The sequence below is a fragment of the Pseudomonas sp. S31 genome (genome assembly GCF_016648105.1).
Lineage (GTDB): Bacteria > Pseudomonadota > Gammaproteobacteria > Pseudomonadales > Pseudomonadaceae > Aquipseudomonas.
On sequence record NZ_JACVVE010000034.1, the window covers coordinates 41214 to 64530 of the forward strand.

Consider the following 23317-nt stretch of genomic DNA (forward strand, 5'->3'; position numbering starts at 1 on the left):
AGCCCGCGAAGGGAGCGCCGCTACATGTCGAACGCCGAAGGCAGCACGACCATGTCGCGAATGGTGACATTGCGTGGGCGGGTCAGCATGTACATCACCGCATCGGCCACCACCTCCGGCTCGATCAAGGTGCCATTGGCCTTCGCCTTGGCCAGGTTCTCCGCTGGCCAGTCGGCCAGCAACGGGCTCACCACCGGGCCCGGCGATACCGCCCCGATCCTGACACCCTTGGTGTTCACCTGCCGGCGCGTGGTCTGTACGAAGCAGTTCACCGCCCACTTGGACGCCGAGTACACCGGCTCCCAGGCCACCGGGAAATGCCCCGCCACCGACCCGGTCACGACGATATCGCCGGTGCCGCGCTCGAGCATGTGCGGCAAGACATCGCGCACGTTCTTGATCACCGCGTTGACGTTCAGGTTGAGCATGCGGTCGATGGCGGCCGGGTCGGCGTCGACCACTTCGCCACCGAGGTAGCAGCCGGCATTGGCATAGAGAATGTCGAGCTTGCCGGCCAGTTCCAGTACCTTGCGCAGCAAGGTCGAGCAGCTGTCTGGGTCGAGCAGGTCGATGTGCAGCGGCACGGCCGCCTCACCCAGTCGTTCACAGGCCCGGCCAAGTGCGTCCTGGTCGCGGTCCACCAAGACCACAAAGGCACCGGCCGCGAGCATCGCTTCGGTTGTCGCCAGGCCGATGCCCGATGCCGCGCCGGTTACCGCTGCCACCTTGCCTTCGAGTTCGTTAGCCATTGGGTGTCTCCTCGTCCCCTCGAGCGGGACTTTGATCATCTTGTAAGGCCAATGTAGACGTTTACATTTGCCAGGTAAATGCATCCGAGCGACCGCGACTTTAGGGCCGCCTCGCCGGCTATGTCAACGTTAACATTTGCCTCAGATTTCGAGCTGGCCCTTCACCACCTGGTCGGCCAGGAGCGCATCGGGGTCGTCGATCTTGCGCAGCAGCAGGTTGATCGCCTCGAGCCCAAGTTGCGCGCTGTCGTGGCTGACGCAAGGAATCGGGTCGCCATGGATCTCGGCGTAATGTACGTGGTCGATGCTGAACAGCGCGATGTCCGCCCTGCCCAGGCCCTGCTCGCGCATCGCCTGCAATGCGCCCAGGGTGATCAGCACATTGAGCCCATAGATCGCGTCGGGGCGCTTGCCCTGGCGCAGATACTCGCCGACCGCCTGGCAGGCCGGCGCCAGGGTGTAGTCGCCATACAGCACCTCCAGCGTCACCGCTTCGTCGCACGCCTCGGTCGCGCGCCGGATGCCGTGCAACCTGCTCAAGGTGATATGCGAATGTTCCGGGCCGGCCACCACCAGCAAATGCCGATGCCCCTGCGCCAGCAACGCCTGGGCGCCCTGGTAGCCGCTCTGCTCGTTGTCCAGGTACACCCCGGCGAACGGCGCGCCGGCCAGCTTGCGGTCGATCTGCACCACCGGAATACCGGCCATCTCCAGCTTGCCCAGATAGTCCGGCTGGTACTGCGCGTCATCCGACACCGCCGACAGCAGGATGCCCGCCACCTGGTAGCTGAGCAGCGTGTCCACGGCGCGCGCCTCGAGGTCGGCCGAGCCATCGGTGTCGAACAGCATCAGCGTGTAGTCGCGCTTCTTCGCCTCGCGGGTGATTGCCTTGATGATTTCGCCATAGAACGGGTTGTCCAGGCTTGCCGTCACCAGCCCGAACAACCGGCTTTCGCGGTTTTTCAGGTTACGGGCGAAGGCATTGGGCACGTAGTTGAGTTCACGAGCCACCTTGAGGATCAGCGCCAGGGTTTCTTTCTTCACCTTTTCCGGCTGGTTGAGCGCGCGAGACACCGTGACCGTGGTCATGTTGACCCGTCGGGCGATGTCGGTGATGGTGGCTTTGCCTGCTGGCTTCATGGCGGCTCCTTCTCGCGCTGGCCTGGTCTGGCCCCGATTTCCGCGGCCTGGAAGGCCTACCGCTGGGTCGAGGATGGCGTATTGTAATGCCAAATACCCTGTGCTAGCTTGCCCCAATGTTGACGTCGACAATCTGGACCGATATCCGCCTGCGAGCCCTCGAAGAGCCGCCCCAGGCGTTTTTTTGAAACTCATAATGTTAACGTCTACATTCCTCCCGCCAACCGGGATTCCGACAACAACAAACAAGGCTAGAGCGAGGAACGAACGCATGACCTACGTGATCGGCGTCGATATCGGTACGCAAAGTACCAAGGCCCTGCTGACCTCGACCCAGGGTGCCATCCTGGCCCAGGCGTCGGTTGCCTACCAGGTCGAACAACCCTACCCGCTGTGGGCCGAGCAATGGCCGGACGTATGGCTCGACGCCGTCCAGGCGACCATTGCCGAAGTGGTCGCGCAGAGCCACGTGCCGGCCAGCGAGATCAAGGCAATCTGTGTCAGCAGCCTGTATGGCGGCTCGGGCATTGCGGTGGACGCCGACATCCGCCCGCTGCACCCCTGCCTGATCTGGATGGACCGCCGCGCCACCGCCGAGACCGAGTGGGTGCGCCAGCACCTGGACATGGAGCAGCTGCAGACCATCAGCGGCAACGGCGTCGACAGCTACCACGGCTTCACCAAGATGCTCTGGATCAAGCGCAATCAGCCCGAGGTCTGGGCGCGCACCCGCTACCTGCTACCGCCCAACAGCTATGTGCAGTACCACCTGACCGGCGAATTGGCGGTGGACCACAGCTCGGCGGGCAACATCGGCGGCGTCTACGACATTCGCACGCGCACTTGGTCGACCCCACTGATGGAGGCATTGGGCATCGACCCAGCGCTGATGCCGCAGCGGCTGGTCGAGTCCAGCGAGATCGTCGGCGGCCTCACCGCCGAAGCCGCCGCGCGGCTGGGCCTGGCACCCGGTACGGCAGTGGTGGCCGGCGGTGTCGATGCCGCCATGGCCACCCTGGCGGCCGGTGTGGTCGAACCGGGCAACCACGTGGCGATGATGGGCACCAGCATGTGCTGGGGCTTCATCAACCAGCAGACCGATGCCAGGCTCGGCCTGGTCAGTTTCCCCTATGTGCACGACCCCGCCGAGAACATCTACATGTTTGGCGGAGCCATCGCCACGGGCGCCTCGGTCAGTTGGTTCCGCGACCAGTTCTGCACCCAGGAAAAGCAAGCTGCGGCCTTGTCATCCGGCGTCGAGGTGCATCAGTTGATGGAGCGCCAGGCCGCCGATACCCCGGCCGGCGCCGATGGCCTGGTGTTTCTGCCGTACCTGATGGGTGAGCGCAGCCCGGTGTGGGACGCCCAGGCATCCGGGGCCTATGTCGGGCTGTCGTTGTTCCACACCAAGGCCCACCTGTATCGCGCGGTGCTCGAAGGCCTGGCGTTCGCCTTGCGCCACAACATGGAGCGCGGGCAACAGGCCGCAGTGCGCCTCGACCCTGAGCTGATCGTGGTCGGTGGCGCTGCGGCCTCGGACCTGTGGATGCAGATCATCGCCGATATCACCGGCTACCCGGTGCTGACCATCGAGCAAGCCGTGGAGGCGCCCTTGGGCGGTGCCATGCTGGCCGCCCTGGCCATCGGCGAAATCACCGACCTGGCGCAGGTGCGCGACTGGCGAACCCTGTGCCCGCGCGCCCAGCCCAACCCGGTCAACCGGGCTACCTACGACCGGCTGTTCGAAATTTACTGCAACCTCTACCCAGCGCTGAAACCGAGCATGCATGGCCTGGCCGCACTGCGCCAGGCGCCTCGCCAGCACCTTGCGCCCGCCTCGGCCGAGGCGCCCGCCCCGCTCCACGCGTGACTTCGCCATTCGGCTGGCCGCTAAGCGCGCCAGCCAGTACCATGCCTGCGCACACCAGAGGCCAGCCATGTTCGATTGGGAAGATCTTCGCCACTTCAGCGCATTCACCCGCAGCGGTTCATTGTCCGCAGCCGCCAAGCTGCTGGGGGTCGACCACGCCACCGTCGCCCGGCGCATCGCCGCGCTGGAAGCGGCGCTCAACCTCAAGCTGGTCGACCGTCGCCCCAGGGCCTACGAGCTGACCGAGCACGGGCGCCGGATCGCCGAGTTGGCCGAGCACATGGCCCAGGGCTCGTTCGCCGTGGAGCATTTCGCCAGCGCCGGGCAACAAGCGGTCGAAGGCGAGGTGGTGCTGTCCGCGCCTCCGGCGCTGCTCGGCAGCATCATCGCCCGGCGCCTGGGCGAGTTGTACCGGCGCTACCCGCGGCTGCAGTTGCAGCTGGTCGGCAGCAAGTCGCGTGCCTCGTTGGCACGCCGCGAAGCGGACATCAGCGTGGCCCTGGCCAGGCCCAGCGAACCGACCTTGGTGGCCAGCCTGCTCGGCCACCTGGACTACCGCCTGTATGCTGCCCCCGAATACCTACGCTGCGCCTGCGCACCACGCTACATCGGCTACGACGCCTCGCAGGCAAAAACAGCGCAACAGCAATGGTTGCTCGAACAGACCGACAACGCCCCGTTCGCCCTGCAAAGCAACGACTTGCGCATCCAGGCCCAGGCCGCCGCCGGCGGGATCGGCATCGCCTGCCTGCCGGCCTTCATGGCCGAGGAACATGGCCTGGAAAGCATCGGGCCGGCGGAGCAGACCATGAGCATCGAGATCTGGCTGGCGGTCCACGAAGACGTACGCAACACGCCGCGGATCAAGGCCGTCACGGACTTCCTCGGGCAACACGTCAGGCCGTTGCTGCGCTTGTGAATTTTTGCAGGTGCCCCCTGCATCTATACGGAATGTCCATACAGAGGCCTTGCGGCTACGCTTTACCGATTGCTGAAACAGCCACTGAAAGGAGACACCGATGCAGTACGTCAAGCTGGGCAACACTGGCCTGGACATCTCGAAACTGTGCCTGGGCTGCATGACATTCGGTGAGCCGGACGCCGGCACCCACCCCTGGACCCTCGGCGAGGCGGACAGCCGGCCGATCATTCGGCATGCCGTCGAGCAAGGCATCAACTTCTTCGACACCGCCAACAGCTACTCGGCCGGGACGTCGGAAATCATCCTCGGCAAGTTGCTCAAAGAATTCACGCGCCGCGACGAGACGGTGATCGCAACCAAGGTGTTCTACCCCGCCAACATGTGGGAAGGCAGCAACCGCCCCAACGAACAGGGGCTGTCGCGCAAGGCCATCATGACGGCCATCGACGCCAGCCTCAGCCGGCTGGGCACCGACTACGTCGACCTGTACCAGATCCATCGCTGGGACTACCACACGCCCATCGAGGAAACCATGGAAGCCCTGCACGACGTGGTCAAGGCCGGCAAGGCCCGCTACATCGGCGCTTCGTCGATGTACGCCTGGCAGTTCGCCAAGGCTCAACAAGTAGCAGCCAGCAACGGTTGGAGCCGCTTCGTGTCGATGCAGAACTACCTCAACCTGCTGTACCGCGAGGAAGAGCGCGAGATGATCCCGCTGTGCCTCGACCAAGGTGTCGGCCTGATGCCCTGGAGCCCGATGGCCCGTGGCCGGCTGACCCGCCCGCACGGCCAGCAGACCGAGCGCACCCGCACCGACATCTCCGGCCGCTCGTTCTACGAGAAGACCGAAACCGAGGATGGCCGGGTGATCGACGGCGTCGAGCAACTGGCCAAGGAACGTGGCGTGCCGATGGCCCAGGTAGCCTTGGCCTGGGTCCTGGCCAAGCGCGGCGTGTCGGCCCCGATCGTCGGCGCCTCCAAGGCCACCCAGCTCGACGATGCGATCGCCGCGCTGGACCTGCGACTGAGCAGCGAGGATATCGCCCGCCTCGAAGCCCCGTATGTGCCCCATGCGGTGACTGGCTTCAAGTGAAACCCGCCGCCTGCTAGCGCCCACTCACGCCGGCTGCGCGGCCCCGCGCCGCGCAGCCTGGGCGTGCCAGCCCTGCAACAGCACCGCCAGGGCAGCCAACCCGGCCGGCACCAGCAAGGCGGCGAAGACCTGGTCGAAACGCCAACCCATCGCCAGCATCTGCGCCCCGGCAAAGGCGCTGAGAATCGCCCCGAAGCGTCCGATCCCACTCATCCAACTGGCCCCCGTGGCCCGCGCCTCGGTTGGGTAGAACCCTGCAGCCAGCGCATTCATGCCCACACTGCCACCATTCAGGCCAAAGCCCACGGCCCAGGCGATGGCACACAGCCAGGTGAAATCACCGGCCACCTGGCCGATGGCGAACACCACCACGCCACTGAACAGGAACGTCAGCATCAGCACCCGCTGTGGGTGCCAGCGATCCATCGCCCAGCCCACCGCAATCGCCCCCACCGGCCCGCCAATCTGGAAGCAGGCAGTGACGATGGCCGCCTCGGACACCGAGAAACCGCCGCCCTCCTTCACCAGGGTCGGCAACCAGCCACTGAACAGGTAGACCAGGAACAGCGCCAGGACATAGCCGCACCACAGCATCAGCGTGCCGAAACGGTAGCGTGGCGACAGAATGGTGCCGATGGCTCCGCCCTGGCTCGGCGCATCCGCCGCCAGCGCGAAGTGCGTGGACGGCGTGCTGACACCTGGGGCCAGGCGCTCGACGATGGCGCGGATGCGCTGCGGCTCGGCGCCCTTGCTGACCAGGAAGGTGACCGATTCAGGCAGGCGCCAGTACAGCAGTGGCAGCACCAGTAACGGCAGCACGCCGCCCAAGGCCAGCACGCTGCGCCAGCCCAGATTGGGAATCATCCAGGCGCTGACGAAGCCCCCGGCCGCAGCACCCAGGGAAAATCCGCAGAACGCCAGAGTGATCAACAACGAACGGCTGCGCGCCGGGGCGTATTCGCTGACCAACGTGCTGGCATTGGGCATGGCGGCGCCCAAACCCAGGCCGGTGAGAAAGCGCAACGCCACCAAGGTTTCCAGGTTCGGCGCGAACGCCGAGGCCAGGGTCCACAGGCCGAACAGCAGCACACTGCCGAGCAGCACCGCCTTGCGCCCATGACGGTCGGCCAGCGGGCCGGCGACCAGTGCCCCCAGGGCCAGCCCTATCAGTGCGGCACTGAGCACCGGCCCCAGGCTTTGCGGGCCGAGGCCCCATTCGCTTTTCAGTTGTGGCGCGATGAAACCGATGATGGCCACGTCCAGGCCATCCAGGGCGATGATCAGGAAGCCGAGGAAAACGACCCATTTCTGGAAATGGCCGATTGGCCGCTGGTCGATCAGCTGGCGCACGTCGAGGGTATGGTTCATTGCCTGAGTCTCTTGTTGTTTTTATCGTGTAGGAGCGGGTTTACCCGCGAACACCGGCGGAGCCGGTGCCATTCACCGCGTGGCCTGCTTCGCGGGTAAACCCGCTCCTACGGGGATTGCACCCGCGCTTGGAAATTAGGCAGTGGCGAGGCTGCGCAGCGGCACCGGCTTGATGATCCGCGTCTCCTGGGCCACCACCAGGTCACGGGTAGCGTGCAGGTAGGCAGCGAAGTCGGGGTCGGCATCGCGCGCGGCGCTACGCTTCTCGAAATCGTCCAGGCTGTCGTAGCCCCACAGGTGCACCACCTGGTTCAGTGGGCCGATGCTGCTGACGTAGAACGCCAGCGGTGGGCCCAGGTGGCGCAGCAGGATCGGCATCGCCAGCTGGTCGAACGCTTCGAGGAAGGCCGCCATGCAGCGCGGGCGGATGGTATAGACGCGGTGGTCGACGATGGGCTTGTGCATCACGCCACCTCCCGCGCCTGGGCGGCACTGGCCAGGCCCTGGTCGACGCCCGCCAGATGGCGGCCGGTGATGTAGCCGAAGGTCATGATCGGCCCCAGGGTGATGCCGGCGCCGGGGTAGTTGCCGCCCATGATGCTGGCGCGGTCGTTGCCCACGGCATATAGCCCATCGATGGCCTGCTGTTCGCCATCGAGCACTTCGCCGACCACGCTGGTGCGCAGGCCGTCGAACGTGCCGAGATCGCCCATCACCACCTTGACCGCGAAGTACGGCCCCTCGCCCACTGGCGCCACGCAGGGGTTGGGTTGCTGCTGCGGGTCGGCCAGGTAGCGATTGAAGCTGGTCGAACCACGGCCGAACTGCAGGTCCTGCCCCTGGCGCGCCCCAAGGTTGTACTCACGCACCGTCTGCTCCAGGCCCTGGGCATCGATGCCGGCATTACGTGCCAGCTCCACCAGGCTGTCGCCCTTGACCAGATAGCCATTGCGCAGCAACGGCGACAACGGCATCGGCGCCGGCTTGGCATAGCCCAGCCCGTACTTGGCCAAGGTGCGACGGTCGCAGACCAGCCACATGGCGGTTTCCTTGGCATCGGCGCAGGCCTCGATCAAAGCGGCACCGACGTCGTGGTAGGAGTTGGACTCGTTGGTGAAGCGCCTGCCGCTGCGCAGCACGCCGATCACCCCGGGCTTGTAGCGGTCGAGCAGGTGCGGGAAGGCTACCTGCCCACCACCGCGCATCGGCACCTTGGACACCGGCATCCATGCGGCGGCGGCCTGCAGGCGGATGTCGACCGTGGCGCCCAGGGCCTCGGCCATGCGCGCAGCATCTCCGGTGTTGCCTGCAGGTACCGGCGAAAAGTGCTCGCCACCGCGGCGCAGGTGCGGGTATGCCTGGCGGATGCGTTGCAAGTCGTGGGAAAAACCGCCACATGCCAACACCACGCCGCGCCGTGCTTCGATCCGCAGCGCCTGACCCGCCTGGTTGGCCAGTGCGCCGCGGACCCGCCCGCCCTCGTGCAGCAACTGCTTGGCTGGCGTACCGGTGAGGATCGGAATACCCAGGTCCTGCGCCGACTTCACCAGGCGCGCGGCCAGGGCATTGCCGCTGGTGACCTGGGTACCGCGGCGATACAACGCCAGCTCCTTGAGGTGGGTCAGCAGGCGCTTGGCCACGTACACGAACGACGTCAACGACCGGGTGACATTGAAGAAGTGCTTGAGGTCGGCGTTCGAGGAATTGAACATCATGCCGATGAAGGTGATGGTCTTCAGCGGTGGGCGCAGCCGCGCCATGTCAGCGCCCAGTTCGCGGATGTCGAAGGGCGCGGCCAGGATCGAGCGCCCGACATCGACGCCCCCTTCGACTTGCGGGTGATAATCCGGGTACAGGGTGGGCACGAAGCGCACGGCGGTCTCGCGCTGGAAGAACTCGACCATGTCCGGAGCGTGGCGCAGGAACGCCTCGACACCTGCTTCATCGAAACAGGCCCCGGCTTCGTTGCGCAGATAGGTCAGTGCGGCCTCCTTGCTGTCGTTGCTGCCGAGCCGGTTGCCCGGGACCCACAGCACGCCACCGGAAAACGCCGTGGTGCCACCGAAGCAGTCGTCCTTCTCGATGACGAGCACATCCAGGCCATGCTTCTTCGCCGTGATCGCCGTGGACAGCCCACCGGCACCCGCGCCGATCACCAGCACATCGCAGGTTCGCGTGGTCATGGTCGTACCCCCTCGAAGCCTGGGCGTGGAATCAACGCCATGGGCATGCTTTCCAGCCCGCCATCGACGGTCAGTTCGGCGCCATTGATGTAGTCGGCACGCGGGCTGGCCAGGAACAACACGGCTTCGGCGATATCCTGCGGTTCGCCGATGCGCCCGTTGGCGGTCATGGCGCTGCGCTGGCGTTCGATGTTCGGGTCGGTATAGAACGCCGCCGACAGCGGCGTGCGAATCAGCCCCGGGCACACGGTATTGCTGCGCACCCCGCGAGGCCCCCATTCGACGGCAAGTTGGCGCGACAGCATGCTGACCCCGGCCTTGGCTGCGCTGTAGGCGCCACTGTTGGGCTGTGGGTAGTGCGCGGCGATGGAAGCGACATGCACCATGCGGCCCTGACCCCGCTGGAGCATGCCACGGCCGAACGCCTGGGCGCACAACAGGTAGCCGCTGAGGTTGACCGCCAACACCTGGTTCCACTGCTCCAGGCCGATCTCGTCGAGCGAACCCGGGCGCAGCACGCTGGCGTTGTTGACCAGCACGTCACAGCGGCCGTGCAGGGCCTGCACCTGCGCCGCGGCCTGTTCGACGCTGGCAGGGTCGGCGATGTCGCAGGCCAGCGCACTGACTTCGCCGACGCTGTGCTCGGCCAGGGTGGCCGCCAGCTCCCGGCACTTGTCGATATCCCGGTCGAGCAACAGCACATGGGCCTGTTGCTCGACCAGCGCGCGGGCCAGAGCCGCACCGATGCCACCGGCGGCGCCGGTGACCACGCAGACAGCCGAGTCCAGGCCCAGCCAATGGGAATTGCTGTTGTTGTTCTGCATACCGCTCTCCAGAGTGTCGCTTCATCTGGCGAACAGCCTAGGGCCGGCGGCAGGCTTTGCAGAATGGACAAAACCTGCAAGCGCGGCCACATTCCCGGCAATTTCGTCCCTGCCCCCTGGACCTCGCGCCCGCCTGTGGCACAGTGGGCGGGTAGCGTCCAGAACAATTACAACGACATGAACAAGATCCCCAACTACGCCCTGTACGGCGAGACCGCGCAGCCGGTGTGGCACGAATCGCTGCATGTGGAGCAGATCTCCAAGCGCTCCGGCGCGCACAACTGGGAAATCGCCGCGCACCGCCACGAGGGCCTGTTGCAGTGGCTGTACTTGCAGAGCGGCGCCGGTGAGGTGCTGTTCGACAGCGAGCGCCTGCAGGTGCGGGCACCGTGCGTGGTGTACGTGCCGGCGCAGGTGGTGCATGGCTTCAACTGGGCCGGCCAGGTCGAAGGCCAGGTCGTCACCGCCGCGCAACCACCGCTGGAAAGCATCGCCCAGGTGCTGGCGCCGCACCTGCTGGCACAGATCCGCAAGCCCCAGGTCATCGCCCTGCCCCATTGGCCCGCCGACGAAGACCCCTTGCTGCCGTTGTGCCGCGCCTTGCGCGAGGAGTACCACAACCGCGCCCGCGAACATGTGGCCAGCAGCATGTCGCTGCTCCTGGCCCTACTGATCCAGTCGCTGCGTCACGAGCCCGACGCCCCCGGCGCAGCGCCCCGCCAGCCCTCGCGGCGCAGCCAGCAGTTGACCGGCTTTCGCGAACTGGTGGACCAGCACTACCGCGAACACCTGCCGCTGGGGTTCTACGCCAGTGAGCTGGGCATGACCCTGACTACCTTGGGAAGGCTGTGCCAGGAGCATCTGGGCATGACGCCGATGAGCGTGATCAATGCCCGGCTGGTGCTGGAGGCCAAGCGGACCCTGGGGCATTCGACCTCCAGCGTGAAGGAGATCGCCCATGAGCTGGGGTTTGTCGACGTGGGCTATTTCAGCCGGTTCTTCCGCAAGCAGTGTGGGGTGAGTCCGAGTGATTTTCGGGGGGCGAGACAGGGTTGATCGCGTTACGCAATGAAAGGCCGTTCAATACCCCGTCATCTCCAGATACCCCCGCCCCTGCCCATCCCCGCTGATGCGCACCGGCCCTTCCCAATACGGGAACCGTGTCCCCATCCAGGCCTTGGGCTCGATGGCCTCGACCTGCACGTCCAGCTGCACCGCAGGCACCGCGACCCGCCAGTGGGTCGGTATCTGCTTGCCATTTTCCTGCCGGGTCCAGGCCAGCGGTGTGAGTTCGATCTCGCCGCCTTGCAACGCTCGGGTCCGCCCTTGGGAATCGACCCAGGTACCGGCGCGGTATGGCGCCCTTTGGTCCTCACGCACCTGGAACACCATCACCTTGGCCCCACTGGCCAGGTGCAGCGAGAACCAGTCCCAACCGCTCTGCCCAGCCGCCAGTGGCTGGCTGCTCCACTCGCGGTCGAGCCAGGCCTGCCCGGTCACCGGGATACGCTGCCCGTCGCGCTGCACCTGGCCCTTCACCCGATAGAACGGCTGGCTGTAGTAATACGACGCCTGACCCTTGCCGGACTTTTCGCTGTAGCCCTGGTTGCCATGCAGCACCAGCGGTCGGTCGCTAGCCAGGCTCAGGTCGTAGCTGAATCCAGGCCCATTGGCGCGCATGCGTAGCTGGTCTATCCCAGGTCCCCCCTGCAACGACCAGTCGTTGATCCATGCATGGAACGGCTCGGCTACGGCGCCGGCCTGGCCAATGCCGCCACGGGCCAGGGTCTCGCCGACCTGGTGACCGCCAGGCCCAGTCAGCGCCGCATGGCCCAGCCACAGGTTCGGGCTGTTCCACCCCGTCGTTTCCGCGCCGGGGCGCAAGGCCGAGCGGAACAATGTCCACTGCACGCCCCAGTCACGACCCTCGGCGTCGTTGAGGTTGGCGGTGACGTACCACCACTCGATGCGAAAACCGTCATGGGCACCGTGATCGCGAGGGAATACCAGCGGTACATTGGCCGCCACCGGTTGGAATCCGCCAGCGTCGGCGCCCAGGCCGGCGTAACCCTTCGGCGCAGGCGCGGGTGGCTCGCAGCCGGCGAGCAGCAGGCACGCCAGCAGGGCCCAGGTTTCAACCTTCATCGCTGAACCGCCGCAACAAGTCGCTGGGCTGGCGGCGCGCCAGTTGCCAAAGCGGCCAGGCGCTCGCCAGCAGGCTGGTCAGCAGGCCCAGCACGGCCAGTTGCGCCAGTTGCCCGGGGAACACGTGCCAAGGCAGGCGCCAACCGAAGGCCTGCACGTTCACCACCGCCACCAGGCACCAAGCCAGGAGCAGGCCGAGAGGGATCGCCAGCAGCACGGTGAAGCCACTGAGCAGCAGCATCTGGCCCAGGCTCAGCCAGGCCAACCAACGGCGCGGAACACCCAATGCCCACAGCGGCGCCAACTGCCCCAGGCGGCGTTGGCCCAGGGTCAGCTGGCTGATCAACAGCGCCACCCCGGCCACGCCAAGGGTCAGGCTGTTCAAGGCTGCCGTCACCGTGAACGTGCGGTTGAACACCTGGGTCGACCAGGCTTTGAGGCTGGCCTGCTCGACCAGCCGATCATCATCCAGGGCGAAGCGCTGCTGCAGTTCAAGCTTCAGCGATTGCACCGCGTCCGGGCGAGCCAGCACGCTCAATCCCGCCAGCCGGGCCGCAGGCGCATGGCGGCGCAGCCAGTCGGCGTTGACCAGGACATGGCCCTTGGGGTTGCCGTAATCGGCGTAGATGCCGACCACGCTCAGCGCCTGGGCCGGCTCGCTCGGCAAGGGCACGCTATCTCCGAGCCAGACCCCGAGGCGGCGTGCCAGTTGCTCGCTGAGCATGGCGCCATGCCCCGCTGCCAACCGTTCCCAGGCCTGGGGCGCCTGTTCCAGCAATGGCCAGTGATCGCGGTAGAAGGCATCATCGACCACACCTTGCACCTGCACTGGCCAGTGCTCGAGACGCCACTCCACCCGCCAACTGGGCAGCACGCTGCCGACACCCGGTGCGTGCATCAGCTGAGCCTCTATCTGCCGAGCCTGGGCGTCGTTGCGCGGGCTGATGTACAGATCCGCCGCCAGGCGCTGGTCCAGCCAGCCGGTGAAGGTACGCCGAAAACCTTCGGTCATGCCACCTACGCCAACGCTGGCGGCCAATGCCAGCAACAGCGCCATCAACGCCAGGCTCAGTGCTGGCAGTTGCTCGCGGCTATCGGCGACGAACCATTGCGCCAACGGGCGCCGGCAGCGACGCGCCAGGCCGCCAAGCAGTGCCGCCAGCACACCGGGCAGGAGCAACGCCGCGGCCAGCAACAACGCCGCGAGCATCGCGAAGGCGCTAGGCAAGCCGTTACCCAGATAACCCAAGCCCAGTGCGGCCACCAGCAACAGGCTGCCTGCCAGGGCCTGGCGTTTCAGCCAGGGTACCTGGGCCAGGCGCCAGGCCTGCGGCTGCGCCAACGCCAGCAAGGGCAGGCGCGCGGCACGCAACAGGCTATCGCAGCCCGCCAGCAGGGCGCCCAGCAGTGCCACGGCAATGCCTGCCAACCACCACCACAATGGCAGTTGCAACTGCCCCGCCAGCCGCGCGCCGTACAGCCCTTGCAGGCTCGAAGCCACGTCTGGCAAGAGCAGTGCAGCCAGCAGGTATCCACTCAGCACCCCGGCCACCCCGCCCGCCAACGCGAACAGGCCGAGTTCCATGGCCAGCGCGCCCAGCAAGGTTTTCAAGCTTACCCCGCATGCACGCAACGTGCGGATCAGCCCTCGCCGCTGCTCCAGGGCCAGGCCGATGGCCGCGTGGGCAATGAACAGCCCGACCACGAAGGCCAGCAGGCCCAAGGCGGTGAGGTTCAGGTGAAAGCTTGCGGTCAGCCGCTCCAGGTCACCCTCGTCGCTGCCAGGCACCACCTTCAGGCGCGCCGCGACATCAGCCGGCAATGGCCGGTTGGCACCGGCGATCACCCGCGAGAGCTGCCCGGGCGCATCGAGCAAGGTCTGCGCCTGACCGATGTCGACCACGATCACGCCGGGTGCCAACTGTGCGCTGAGGGTCAGTGGCGGCAACGTATGTCCGTCGATGGTTTTCGGTCGGTCGCCGACCTTACTCCCGAGTTGCCGCAAGGTGTCAGGCCCGACCCAGGCCTGCCCCGGCGAACCCACGAACGCTTGCAGGTCGAAGCCTTGGGTGTCTGCTCCCGCCACCGACATCCCCGGCAACAGGCTGAGCGGCTCGATGCCGATCAGTTGCAGGCTGACCTCCGGCTCCCCGGCCAGGCGCATGCGCCCTTCCAGCAGCGGGGTTGCCTGCCACCCTTGCTTGCGCAGCTGTACATAGAGCGCCTGATCGAAGCGCTGGCCGTCGCGGGCCACGACTTGTGGCCTTTGCGGGCCGGCCAAGAGCGCCCGGGCCTGGGCATAGTCGTTCCTCGCCTGGCTATTCAGGGCTTGCACGCCTGTCCACAACGCGGTGGCCAGCCACAGCCCGGTGAAAATGCCGAGGGCTTGCAGGCGATGACGCCACCAGTGGCTGCACAGGGCCTGCAAGGCAATGCGCAGGCTGCTCATCAGCCTTGCACCCTGCCCTGGTGCAACATGCAGCGGTGCGCCAAGCGGGCTGCCAGGCGTTGACTGTGGGTGACCATCAGCAGGCTGCTGCCGGCTTCTTCCACCAATTGCAGGAGCAGGGCCAAAACCTCGTCGCTACTGGCTTCATCGAGGCTGCCGGTGGGTTCGTCGGCCAGGAGCACGCCAGGTCGGCTGGCCAGCGCACGGCCAATGGCGACCCGCTGCTGCTGGCCCCCCGACAATTGCTCCGGGTAGCGCTGCAGCAATTGCGACAGCCCCAGCCGCTGCGCCAGGTAGGCAGACCATTGCACGTCGTGGCGCCCGGCCAAGCGCGCCTGGAACGCCAGGTTGGCCGCCACATCCAGGCTGCTGATGAGATTGTATTGCTGAAACACCAGGCCGATGCCTTCGCGCCGCCAGCGGGCCAGGGCCGGTTCGGCATGGCTGTCGAGGGGATGGCCGTCGATCAGGATACGGCCACTGTCAGGCCGATCGAGGCCGGCCAGCAGGTGCAGCAAGGTGCTCTTGCCACTGCCCGACTCGCCCATCAACGCCAGGCTGGTGCCACGGGGCAGGGTCAGGTCTACGCCACGCAAGACTTGCAGCTGGCCCTGGGCGGTGGGGAATGACTTGTGCAGGTGTTCGACGACCAGCATCGGCGGCGGCCTTTTGTGTCTGGGTTCAGACAATAGGGATAGCGGGTGATGCCGCTTGGGGGCAAGTCGGCTTTGTCTGTAACGGCCCTTTCGCGGCGGTTCGACGCATCGATAAACCCGCCCCTACAGGGTGATCACCAACCCTGTAGGAGCGGGTTTATCGATGCGTCGAACCGCCGCGAAGAGGCCAGCGAAATCAACCTAACTCCCCAGCGCATGCTGTACCTGCCCCACCGTCGCCTCCAGGCTATCCAGGTACAGGCTCGACACCCGCTCCACCGGTGCCTGGTCCACCGGCCAGTGCAAGGCAATGCTCCCGGCCAGCCGGCCTTGCGCCCGCACCGGCAAGGCGATCGCACGGATCAGGAACGGCAAGCGCACCGGGTATTCCCAGTAGCCCTCGGTGCGCTGCCCGAAGCCGTTGTGCCCGTCCTCTTCGATGTCGCGCAGCACCGCCTCGCCAGCCTGGCGCTCCTGGGCGGCCAGCCGCTGCACCTCGTCCGCAGCCAGTTCCTTCAGGCAGGCCCGGCCCATGGCCGAATGGAACAGGCTGGCATGGTGCCCGACGATCTGGCAGTTGTTCGGGTAACGCTTGCGCAGTACCTGAGGAATGGCGCTTTCCATCACTTCCAGCCGCTCACCGTCGAAGCACGACAAATCAGCCACCAGGCCAGTGCGTTCGCTGAGCTCCAGCAACAGCGGCGCCGCCCGCTCGACGAACAGGCGCTTGAAGCGCTGCTGGCTGTCACCGAACAGCCTGCGTGCGCACAGGCGATAGCGCCGGTCGTTCAAGCCGCGATAGACCCAACCCTGCTCCTGCAAGGTCGCAAGCATGCGCGACACCGTGGCCTTGGGCAGGGCCGTGAGGTAATGCAGCTCCTCCAAGCCCAGCGCCTGATGCTCGCCAAGCAGCTCGACGATGGCCAGCGCCCGCTCCACCGAGCGAACGCCGCCGTTGTCGGCTGCCGAGCCCGTAGCCGTGACCATAGTAGTGCCCATGATTTGACCTCCCTGGCGTGCGTGGATGGTCATCATGCCCAGCAAGATACGGGCCTGGCCAGGGCTTTCAACGCACTATCAGACTCGCCGGTGGGCAACGCTCGACCCAGCGGGTGAGCTGTTCATGGGCATGGGCCAGCTGCAGCACGGCGTGGTCGGCCTGGGCCGGGCCTATGATCTGCAGCCCCATCGGTAGCCCCGTAGCGTTGAAACCGACCGGCACGCTCATCGCCGGCAGCCCGGCCAGGGTCGGCCCGATCACCACCTCCATCCAGCGGTGGTAGGTGTCCATCGCCTGCCCACCGACCACCCGTGGCCACGGCTCGGCTGCGTCGAAAGGGAACACCTGGGCCGACGGCAACAGGAGGAAATCGTAACGTTCGAACAGCGCGTTCAGCGCCTGGTACCACGCACTGCGGTCCAGCGAGGCCTGGTACAAGGCCGCCGCACTCAACTGCAAGCCGCCCTCCACTTCCCACTGTGCCTCGGGCTTGAGCAGTGCCCGCTTGGCGGGGTCGGCATAGGCCGCGGCCAGGTTGCCGTGCACCAGGAAGTGGCGGTGGGTGAGCCAGCATTGCCACAAACGGGCCAGTTCGAAGTCGGGCTGGCAGGCCTCGACGCTGCAGCCAAGCTCGGCGAAATCCGCCAGGGCGGCCTCGCACAGGCCCATCACACCTTCGTCCATCGGCAGATAGCCGTTGTAGTCCCCCAGCCAGCCGAGCCGAGTGCCCTTGAAGTCACGCGCGAGCCCATTGGCGAAGTCCAGCGGTGCATTGCTCTGCGACAGCGGCGCACGAGCGTCGAAACCTGCCTGTACCGTGAGCAGCCGCGCCACGTCCTGCACGCTACGGCCCATCGGCCCTTCGGTGGCCAGTTGCTGGACGAACAGCTCCGCCGTCGGCCCATAAGGCACCCGACCCTGGGACGGGCGAAGGCCGAACACATTGTTGAACGCCGCCGGATTGCGCAGCGAGCCCATCATGTCGCTGCCGTCGGCCACCGGCAGCAGGCGCATGGCCAGCGCCGCCGCTGCGCCACCACTGCTGCCCCCGGCCACACGACCAGGGTCATAGGCATTGGTGGTGGTGCCGAACAAGGGGTTGTAGCTCTGCGAGCCCAGGCCGAATTCTGGCACATTGCTCTTGCCGACGATGATCGCGCCGCTGGCGCGGACCCGCGCCACGCTGATCGCATCGGCCGTGGGCACCTGCTCGGCGAACAGTGGCGAGCCGAGGGTGGTGCGCAGCCCAGCGGTAGCCGCCAAGTCCTTGATAGCCTGGGGCATGCCATGCATCCAGCCCCGCGAGCGCCCCGCCGCCAGTTCCCGGTCGCGGTCGTCGGCTTCGCTCAGCAACGCCTGGCCATCGCGCAGCGATACCAGTGCGTTGACCTGCGGGTTGCAGCGCTCGATCTGCCCCAGGTAGGCCTGCATCACCTCGCGGCACGACACCTCACGGGCATGGATCGCTTGGGAAAGGGGCTCGGCATCAAGGGCGACGATAGGGTCGATGGCTAACGCTTTCACGGTTTTACTCCAAGTTTGTAGGCAACGGTCTTGCTCGCGCGCGGTGCTTCCTTGAGGCAGTAGGTGCCGAGCAAGGTCAACAGGCAGGCGAACAGCACGTAGAACGACGGTGCGACGGGGGTGCCGAGGGCCTTGCTCAACCAGGTGACGATCAGCGGGGCGAAGCCGCCGAAGACCATCACCGCCACGTTGTAGGCCACCGACACGCCGGTGGAGCGCACCGCCACCGGAAACTGCTCGGCCAGGGCGGTCGGCGCTGGGCCGAAGAAGCCGCCGATGGCCGTGCACAGCAGCAGTTGCATCACCAGCAGGCGCTCGATCGACGGTGCCGCGGCCACCCACACGTACAACGGGTAGACCATCACGAAGAACGCCAGGGTGAAGGCCATCAGCACTGGACGCCGGCCAAGCCGGTCGGACAGCGCACCAGACAGCGGAATGACCACGGTCATCAGGCCCACGGCGAGCATCTGCACCAGCAGCACCTCGTCCAACGGCAGGCCGAGGTTGTTGTGGGCGAAGGTCGGCATGTTCACCAGCACCACGTAGAACGAAACCGTCGCCCCGCAGGCCAGCGCCATCGACACCAGCAGGCTGCGCCGATGCTCGCGCAGCACCTGCAACAGCCCCGGCGCCTGGCCCTTGGCCTTGTGCCGCGCTTCGAGGAATTCCTCGGGTTCTTGCATGTGCTTGCGGATCCACAAGCCCACCGGCCCGATCAGCAGCCCGATCACGAACGGCACGCGCCAGCCCCAGCTGGCCAGGGCCTCGGGGCTGCACAGGTGGGTCACCAGCGCGACCATCGCCGCGCCGCTGAACACGGCCAGGCACTGGCCCACCAGCTGCCAGGAACCATACAAGCCCTTGCGGTGGGCCGGGGCGCTTTCCACCAGGAACGCCGTGGCGCTGGCGTACTCACCCCCCGTGGCGAAGCCCTGGAGCATGCGTGCCACCACGATCAGCAGCGGCGCGCCCATGCCGATCGCCAGATAGCTGGGGGCGAAGGCGATCATCGCGATGGACAGCGTCATCAGGCGGATGATCAACTGCATTGCCGCCTTGCGCCCCTTGCGATCGGAATAGATGCCCAGCAGCACGCCCCCCACCGGGCGCATGAAAAAGCCCACGCCGAAGGTCGCCAGGGCCATCAGCAGCGACGCGTAGGCGTCGTCCGAGGGGAAGAACTGGCGGGCGATGATGCTCGCCAGGAAGCCATACACGATGAAGTCATACCACTCCAACGCGTTGCCGATGACCGCCGCGACCACTTGCCGGGTACGCGACGCGCCTGAATTGGAAATCTGCATGCGGAACACTCCATCCATCTGTTGGCCAGAAACGCTCAAGTGATCGCCCGGGCACGCTCGCGCCCAGGCTCCAGCGGCAGTCGTCAATGCAGGCAGTCAGGCCGGCTCGAGCCAGCTCTCGGTCAGCGCGGCCCAGTAGGCAGCGCCCGTCAGGAGGATGTCGTCGTTGAAGTCGTAGGCAGGGTTGTGCACCATCGGCCGCTCCACGCCGTTGCCGATGAACAGGTAGGCACCGGGGCAACGCTGCAGCATCCAGGCGAAGTCCTCGCTGCCCATCAGCTTGCGGGTGTTGCCCTCCACCGCGTCGGGGCCAAGCAGCTGCAGGCCGACCTTGTGTGCGAAGGCGTTTTCCGCAGCATGGTTGACCAGCACCGGGTAAGCCGGGCGATGCTCGATGCTGGCAGTGCAGCCGAAGCTCTCGGCCTGGGCGGTGATGATCGCCCGCACTCGCGCCAGGGTCTGCGCCCGCACCTGGGCGTCGAGGGCTCGCAGGCTCAGGCGCAGCAGCGCCTGCTGCGGGATCACGTTGGCCGCCTCGCCCGCCTGCAGGGCACCGACGGTCACCACTGCCGCTTCCTGGGCATCGATATTGCGCGCCACCACGGTCTGCAGGGCCATCACCACACTGGCCGCAGCCACCAGCGGGTCGACGGTCAGGTGCGGCATCGAGCCGTGGCCACCGACGCCCTCGAGGGTCACGGTGAGCAGGTCCTGCGAGGCCATCATCGGGCCTTCGCGAAAGCCCAGGTGCCCTGCCGGCAACCCAGGCATGTTGTGCATGCCGAACAAGGCATCGCACGGGAAGCGCTCCAGCAGCCCGTCGGCGAGCATCGCCTCGGCACCGCCCTGGCCTTCCTCGGCCGGCTGGAAGATCAGCGTCAGCGTGCCATCGAACTGGCGGGTCGCGGCCAGGTAGCGCGCCGCGCCGAGCAACATGGTGGTGTGGCCGTCATGGCCGCAGGCGTGCATGCAGCCGTGGCGCTGGCTGCTGTAGGTGGCGCCGGTGGCCTCGTGGATCGGCAACGCGTCCATGTCGGCGCGCAGCCCCAGCTTGCGCGTGCTGCTGCCATTGCGCAGCACGCCGACCACGCCGGTCTTGCCAATGCCGGTGTGTACTTCGTAGCCCCACTCCTCCAGCAGGCGGGCGACCAGGGCCGAGGTGCGGCTTTCCTCGAAGCCGAGCTCGGGGTGGGCATGGATATCGTGGCGGATGGCGTGCAGGTCGCTGGCCACGTCGTTGAGCCAGGCCAGGATGTGCTGATGTCGCAACATGTGGAATCTCCTCGCGCGGGTGGGTCCCGTTCTTGTTGTTCGCTTGAGATCACGACGGCAAAGGCAGGTCGTGCTGGGTGACAGATAAACGCGAGTGGCCGGGGGAGCACAACCGAATGTGGTTCCACGGTGTGGAACCGCGACAGGCAGGCACAGAACAGCCGATAACTGCTACCTTGGGCACGTTCCCCCAACCGCCCAGGACTGCCCCATGCCGCCACGCCCCACAGCCCCCTCCGGTTTCATTCGCGTCCGTGGCGCCCGTGAGCACAACCTGAAGAACATCGACGTCGACATCCCCCGCGACGCCTTGGTGGTGTTCACCGGCGTTTCTGGCTCGGGCAAGTCCTCGCTGGCGTTCTCCACGCTCTACGCCGAAGCCCAGCGCCGCTACTTCGAATCGGTGGCGCCCTATGCCCGGCGCCTGATCGACCAGGTCGGCGTGCCCGACGTCGACGCCATCGACGGCCTGCCCCCGGCCGTGGCCTTGCAGCAGCAACGCGGCACGCCCAGCGCACGCTCGTCGGTGGGCAGCGTCACTACCCTGTCCAGCTCCATCCGCATGCTCTATTCCCGGGCCGGCAGCTACCCGGCCGGCCAGCCGATGCTGCATGCCGAGGACTTCTCGGCCAATACGCCCCAGGGCGCCTGCCCCGAATGCCATGGCCTGGGCCGGGTCTACGAGGTGACCGAGGCCACCATGGTGCCCGACCCGTCGCTGACCATCCGCGAGCGCGCGGTAGCGGCCTGGCCCATGGCCTGGCAGGGCCAGAATCTGCGCGACATCCTGGTGACCCTGGGCTACGACGTCGACACCCCCTGGCGCGACCTGCCCCAGGAACAACGCGACTGGATCCTCTACACCGAAGAAACCCCGACCGTGCCGGTGTACGCCGGCCTCACTCCGGCGCAGACCCGCGCAGCGCTCAAACGCAAGCTCGAACCCAGCTACCAGGGCACCTTCAGCGGCGCCCGGCGCTACGTGCTGCACACTTTCCTGCACTCGCAAAGCGCGCAGATGCGCAAGCGCGTGGCCCAGTTCATGCGCCCTAGCCCATGCCCGCTGTGCCAGGGCAAACGCCTCAAGCGCGAGGCGCTGGCGGTGACCTTTGCCGGCCGCGATATCGGCGAGTTGTCGCGCTTGCCGCTACAGACCCTGGCGGAGGTGTTTCGCGCGGTCGCGGCACCGGGCTACCTGGAACAGCACGACGACGCCCTCACCCTGGAAAAGCGCCTGGCCGCCCAGCGCATCGCCGTCGAGCTGCTCGAGCGCGTCGAGACCCTGATCGATCTCGGCCTGGGTTACCTGGCCCTGGAACGCAGCACGCCGACGCTGTCCTCCGGCGAGCTGCAACGCCTGCGCCTCGCCACCCAGCTCAACTCCCAGTTGTTCGGCGTGATCTACGTGCTCGACGAGCCCTCGGCCGGCCTGCACCCAGCCGACAGCGAAGCGCTGTTCGAAGCCCTGCAACGGCTCAAGCAGGCCGGCAATTCGGTATACGTGGTGGAGCATGACCTGGACACCATGCGCCGCGCCGACTGGCTGGTGGATGTCGGCCCGGCGGCTGGCGAGCACGGCGGGCAGGTCCTCTACAGCGGTGCGCCTGCCGGGTTGGCCAAGGTCGAGGCGTCGCGTACCCGTGCCTACCTGTTCGCGGAACCTGTGTCCACCCTGCGCAGCACCCGGCAACCGGCAGATTGGCTGCACCTCGAAGGCATTACCCGCAACAACCTGAACGACCTGGCGGCGCGCTTTCCGCTCGGCTGCTTCACCTCGGTCACCGGAATTTCCGGCTCGGGCAAGTCGAGCCTGGTGAGCCAGGCCCTGCTGGAGCTGGTCGGTGCCCACCTGGGCCATGCCGAGCAACGTGCCGAGCCCGACGAGCAGAGCCTCGAAGACGAACCCGAGCAAGTCGGCAGCGGTCGGGTCACCTCGGGCCTGTCCGGGATCAAGCGCCTGGTCCAGGTCGACCAGAAGCCGATCGGCCGCACGCCGCGCTCGAACCTGGCCACCTACACCGGCCTGTTCGACCACGTGCGCAAGCTGTTCGCGGCCACCGAGCAGGCCAAGGCCAATGGCTTCGACGCCGGGCGTTTCTCCTTCAACGTGGCCAAGGGCCGCTGCGAAAACTGCGAAGGCGAAGGCTTCGTCAGCGTCGAGCTGTTGTTCATGCCCAGCGTCTACGCGCCCTGCCCGACCTGCCACGGCGCCCGCTACAACCCCGAGACCCTGGCGGTGACCTGGCAGGGCATGAACATCGCACAGGTGCTGCAACTGACCGTCGAACAGGCACTGGAGGTGTTCGCCGAACAGCCACCGGCGCGGCGCTGCCTGCAGGTGCTGCAGGACATCGGCCTGGGCTACCTGCGCCTGGGCCAACCGGCCACCGAACTGTCCGGCGGCGAGGCGCAACGCATCAAGCTGGCCACCGAACTGCAACGCACGGCCCGTGGAGCGACGTTGTACGTACTGGACGAACCCACCAATGGCCTGCACCCGCAGGACATCGATCGCCTGTTGGTCCAGCTCAATCGCCTGGTCGATGGCGGGCATAGCGTGGTGGTGGTCGAGCACGACATGCGCGTGGTGGCGCAAAGCGACTGGGTGATCGACATCGGGCCGGGGGCCGGTGATGCCGGGGGCATGGTGGTGGCCAGTGGTACGCCTGGGCACGTGGCACGCTGCGAGCGCAGCCGGACGGCGCCGTTCCTGGCCAGGGCCCTGTTGGGCTCGGCTGGGGATTTGCAGGGGGGTTGAGATCGCGCGCCGCGCGGGCGGCGCTCGATCTCAGCTCCACCACATCCCTCAAACCGA

Annotated in this window: 18 protein-coding genes; 5 read left to right on the top strand and 13 right to left on the bottom strand. The window is 66.8% G+C overall.

The features are described 5' to 3' along the window. Nucleotides 1–20 precede the first annotated feature (20 nt). Nucleotides 21–749 (bottom strand): SDR family oxidoreductase, encoded by a 729-nt coding sequence (locus IAE37_RS21915; RefSeq protein ID WP_201176929.1) that lies wholly within the window; start codon nucleotides 747–749, stop codon nucleotides 21–23. Nucleotides 750–890: 141 nt separating this feature from the next. Beyond that, nucleotides 891–1889 carry a LacI family DNA-binding transcriptional regulator gene (locus IAE37_RS21920; protein ID WP_201176931.1) on the bottom strand — a complete coding sequence of 333 codons (999 nt, stop codon included), beginning with the start codon at nucleotides 1887–1889 and terminating at the stop codon, nucleotides 891–893. Between the two features lie 271 nt (nucleotides 1890–2160). Between IAE37_RS21920 and IAE37_RS21925 the strand changes: the two genes are divergently transcribed. The 3 genes from IAE37_RS21925 (at nucleotide 2161) to IAE37_RS21935 (ending at nucleotide 5774) form a co-directional block, all read left to right on the top strand. Then, nucleotides 2161–3759, top strand: a complete 1599-nt coding sequence (locus IAE37_RS21925; RefSeq protein WP_201176933.1) for an FGGY-family carbohydrate kinase — start codon at nucleotides 2161–2163, stop codon at nucleotides 3757–3759. Nucleotides 3760–3826: 67 nt separating this feature from the next. Next, nucleotides 3827–4678 (top strand): LysR family transcriptional regulator, encoded by an 852-nt coding sequence (locus tag IAE37_RS21930; protein ID WP_201176935.1) that lies wholly within the window; start codon nucleotides 3827–3829, stop codon nucleotides 4676–4678. A gap of 100 nt (nucleotides 4679–4778) precedes the next feature. Beyond that, the gene (locus tag IAE37_RS21935) at nucleotides 4779–5774 is read left to right on the top strand and encodes an aldo/keto reductase (RefSeq protein WP_201176937.1); all 996 of its coding nucleotides are present in this window, start codon (nucleotides 4779–4781) and stop codon (nucleotides 5772–5774) included. A 24-nt stretch (nucleotides 5775–5798) separates the two neighbouring features. Here the strand turns inward: IAE37_RS21935 and IAE37_RS21940 are convergent, their stop codons facing one another. The 4 genes from IAE37_RS21940 to IAE37_RS21955 form a co-directional block, all read right to left on the bottom strand. After that, entirely contained in the window at nucleotides 5799–7142 is a 1344-nt protein-coding gene (locus tag IAE37_RS21940; protein ID WP_201176939.1) for an MFS transporter, read from the bottom strand. A gap of 135 nt (nucleotides 7143–7277) precedes the next feature. Further along, complete coding sequence (locus IAE37_RS21945; protein ID WP_201176941.1) at nucleotides 7278–7607, bottom strand: NIPSNAP family protein; 330 nt, start codon at nucleotides 7605–7607, stop codon at nucleotides 7278–7280. Then, complete coding sequence (locus IAE37_RS21950; RefSeq protein ID WP_201176942.1) at nucleotides 7607–9325, bottom strand: FAD-dependent oxidoreductase; 1719 nt, start codon at nucleotides 9323–9325, stop codon at nucleotides 7607–7609. Before IAE37_RS21950 ends, IAE37_RS21945 begins: the two co-directional genes overlap by 1 nt. After that, nucleotides 9322–10149 (bottom strand): SDR family NAD(P)-dependent oxidoreductase, encoded by an 828-nt coding sequence (locus tag IAE37_RS21955; RefSeq protein ID WP_201176943.1) that lies wholly within the window; start codon nucleotides 10147–10149, stop codon nucleotides 9322–9324. The genes IAE37_RS21950 and IAE37_RS21955 overlap by 4 nt, the downstream gene beginning before the upstream one ends. Nucleotides 10150–10326: 177 nt before the next feature. On the opposite strand from IAE37_RS21955, the gene IAE37_RS21960 reads away from it, so the two are divergent. Next, nucleotides 10327–11205: a helix-turn-helix domain-containing protein gene (locus IAE37_RS21960; protein WP_201176954.1), complete on the top strand. Its 879-nt coding sequence runs from the start codon at nucleotides 10327–10329 to the stop codon at nucleotides 11203–11205. A 24-nt stretch (nucleotides 11206–11229) separates the two neighbouring features. Here the strand turns inward: IAE37_RS21960 and IAE37_RS21965 are convergent, their stop codons facing one another. The 7 genes from IAE37_RS21965 to IAE37_RS21995 all read right to left on the bottom strand — a co-directional run bounded on the left by IAE37_RS21965 (nucleotide 11230) and on the right by IAE37_RS21995 (nucleotide 20502). After that, nucleotides 11230–12294 (bottom strand): lipocalin-like domain-containing protein, encoded by a 1065-nt coding sequence (locus IAE37_RS21965; protein WP_201176944.1) that lies wholly within the window; start codon nucleotides 12292–12294, stop codon nucleotides 11230–11232. After that, nucleotides 12284–14743 (bottom strand): FtsX-like permease family protein, encoded by a 2460-nt coding sequence (locus tag IAE37_RS21970; RefSeq protein ID WP_201176945.1) that lies wholly within the window; start codon nucleotides 14741–14743, stop codon nucleotides 12284–12286. The genes IAE37_RS21965 and IAE37_RS21970 overlap by 11 nt, the downstream gene beginning before the upstream one ends. Beyond that, on the bottom strand, nucleotides 14743–15399 hold the full coding sequence (locus IAE37_RS21975; protein ID WP_201176946.1) for an ABC transporter ATP-binding protein: 657 nt from the start codon (nucleotides 15397–15399) through the stop codon (nucleotides 14743–14745). Before IAE37_RS21975 ends, IAE37_RS21970 begins: the two co-directional genes overlap by 1 nt. A gap of 201 nt (nucleotides 15400–15600) precedes the next feature. Then, nucleotides 15601–16398 (bottom strand): IclR family transcriptional regulator, encoded by a 798-nt coding sequence (locus IAE37_RS21980; RefSeq protein ID WP_236410090.1) that lies wholly within the window; start codon nucleotides 16396–16398, stop codon nucleotides 15601–15603. Between the two features lie 67 nt (nucleotides 16399–16465). Then, nucleotides 16466–17923: an amidase gene (locus IAE37_RS21985; RefSeq protein ID WP_201176947.1), complete on the bottom strand. Its 1458-nt coding sequence runs from the start codon at nucleotides 17921–17923 to the stop codon at nucleotides 16466–16468. Next, a complete protein-coding gene (locus tag IAE37_RS21990; protein WP_201176949.1) occupies nucleotides 17920–19230 on the bottom strand; it encodes a citrate-proton symporter in 1311 nt (436 codons plus the stop codon). The genes IAE37_RS21985 and IAE37_RS21990 overlap by 4 nt, the downstream gene beginning before the upstream one ends. A gap of 96 nt (nucleotides 19231–19326) precedes the next feature. Next, the gene (locus IAE37_RS21995; protein WP_201176950.1) at nucleotides 19327–20502 is read right to left on the bottom strand and encodes a M20 aminoacylase family protein; all 1176 of its coding nucleotides are present in this window, start codon (nucleotides 20500–20502) and stop codon (nucleotides 19327–19329) included. A gap of 211 nt (nucleotides 20503–20713) precedes the next feature. Here IAE37_RS21995 and uvrA point away from each other — a divergent pair, with 211 nt between their 5' ends. Beyond that, nucleotides 20714–23260 carry an excinuclease ABC subunit UvrA gene (gene uvrA / locus IAE37_RS22000; protein ID WP_201176951.1) on the top strand — a complete coding sequence of 849 codons (2547 nt, stop codon included), beginning with the start codon at nucleotides 20714–20716 and terminating at the stop codon, nucleotides 23258–23260. The last annotated feature ends 57 nt before the right edge of the window (nucleotides 23261–23317 follow it).

What these genes read in the sequence shown, in the direction of transcription:
- IAE37_RS21915 (WP_201176929.1), bottom strand. Translation starts at nt 749, where the DNA reads ATGGCTAACGAACTCGAAGGCAAGGTGGCAGCGGTAACCGGCGCGGCA.
- IAE37_RS21920 (WP_201176931.1), bottom strand. Translation starts at nt 1,889, where the DNA reads ATGAAGCCAGCAGGCAAAGCCACCATCACCGACATCGCCCGACGGGTC.
- IAE37_RS21925 (WP_201176933.1), top strand. Translation starts at nt 2,161, where the DNA reads ATGACCTACGTGATCGGCGTCGATATCGGTACGCAAAGTACCAAGGCC.
- IAE37_RS21930 (WP_201176935.1), top strand. Translation starts at nt 3,827, where the DNA reads ATGTTCGATTGGGAAGATCTTCGCCACTTCAGCGCATTCACCCGCAGC.
- IAE37_RS21935 (WP_201176937.1), top strand. Translation starts at nt 4,779, where the DNA reads ATGCAGTACGTCAAGCTGGGCAACACTGGCCTGGACATCTCGAAACTG.
- IAE37_RS21940 (WP_201176939.1), bottom strand. Translation starts at nt 7,142, where the DNA reads ATGAACCATACCCTCGACGTGCGCCAGCTGATCGACCAGCGGCCAATC.
- IAE37_RS21945 (WP_201176941.1), bottom strand. Translation starts at nt 7,607, where the DNA reads ATGCACAAGCCCATCGTCGACCACCGCGTCTATACCATCCGCCCGCGC.
- IAE37_RS21950 (WP_201176942.1), bottom strand. Translation starts at nt 9,325, where the DNA reads ATGACCACGCGAACCTGCGATGTGCTGGTGATCGGCGCGGGTGCCGGT.
- IAE37_RS21955 (WP_201176943.1), bottom strand. Translation starts at nt 10,149, where the DNA reads ATGCAGAACAACAACAGCAATTCCCATTGGCTGGGCCTGGACTCGGCT.
- IAE37_RS21960 (WP_201176954.1), top strand. Translation starts at nt 10,327, where the DNA reads ATGAACAAGATCCCCAACTACGCCCTGTACGGCGAGACCGCGCAGCCG.
- IAE37_RS21965 (WP_201176944.1), bottom strand. Translation starts at nt 12,294, where the DNA reads ATGAAGGTTGAAACCTGGGCCCTGCTGGCGTGCCTGCTGCTCGCCGGC.
- IAE37_RS21970 (WP_201176945.1), bottom strand. Translation starts at nt 14,743, where the DNA reads ATGAGCAGCCTGCGCATTGCCTTGCAGGCCCTGTGCAGCCACTGGTGG.
- IAE37_RS21975 (WP_201176946.1), bottom strand. Translation starts at nt 15,399, where the DNA reads ATGCTGGTCGTCGAACACCTGCACAAGTCATTCCCCACCGCCCAGGGC.
- IAE37_RS21980 (WP_236410090.1), bottom strand. Translation starts at nt 16,398, where the DNA reads ATGGGCACTACTATGGTCACGGCTACGGGCTCGGCAGCCGACAACGGC.
- IAE37_RS21990 (WP_201176949.1), bottom strand. Translation starts at nt 19,230, where the DNA reads ATGCAGATTTCCAATTCAGGCGCGTCGCGTACCCGGCAAGTGGTCGCG.
- IAE37_RS21995 (WP_201176950.1), bottom strand. Translation starts at nt 20,502, where the DNA reads ATGTTGCGACATCAGCACATCCTGGCCTGGCTCAACGACGTGGCCAGC.
- uvrA (WP_201176951.1), top strand. Translation starts at nt 20,714, where the DNA reads ATGCCGCCACGCCCCACAGCCCCCTCCGGTTTCATTCGCGTCCGTGGC.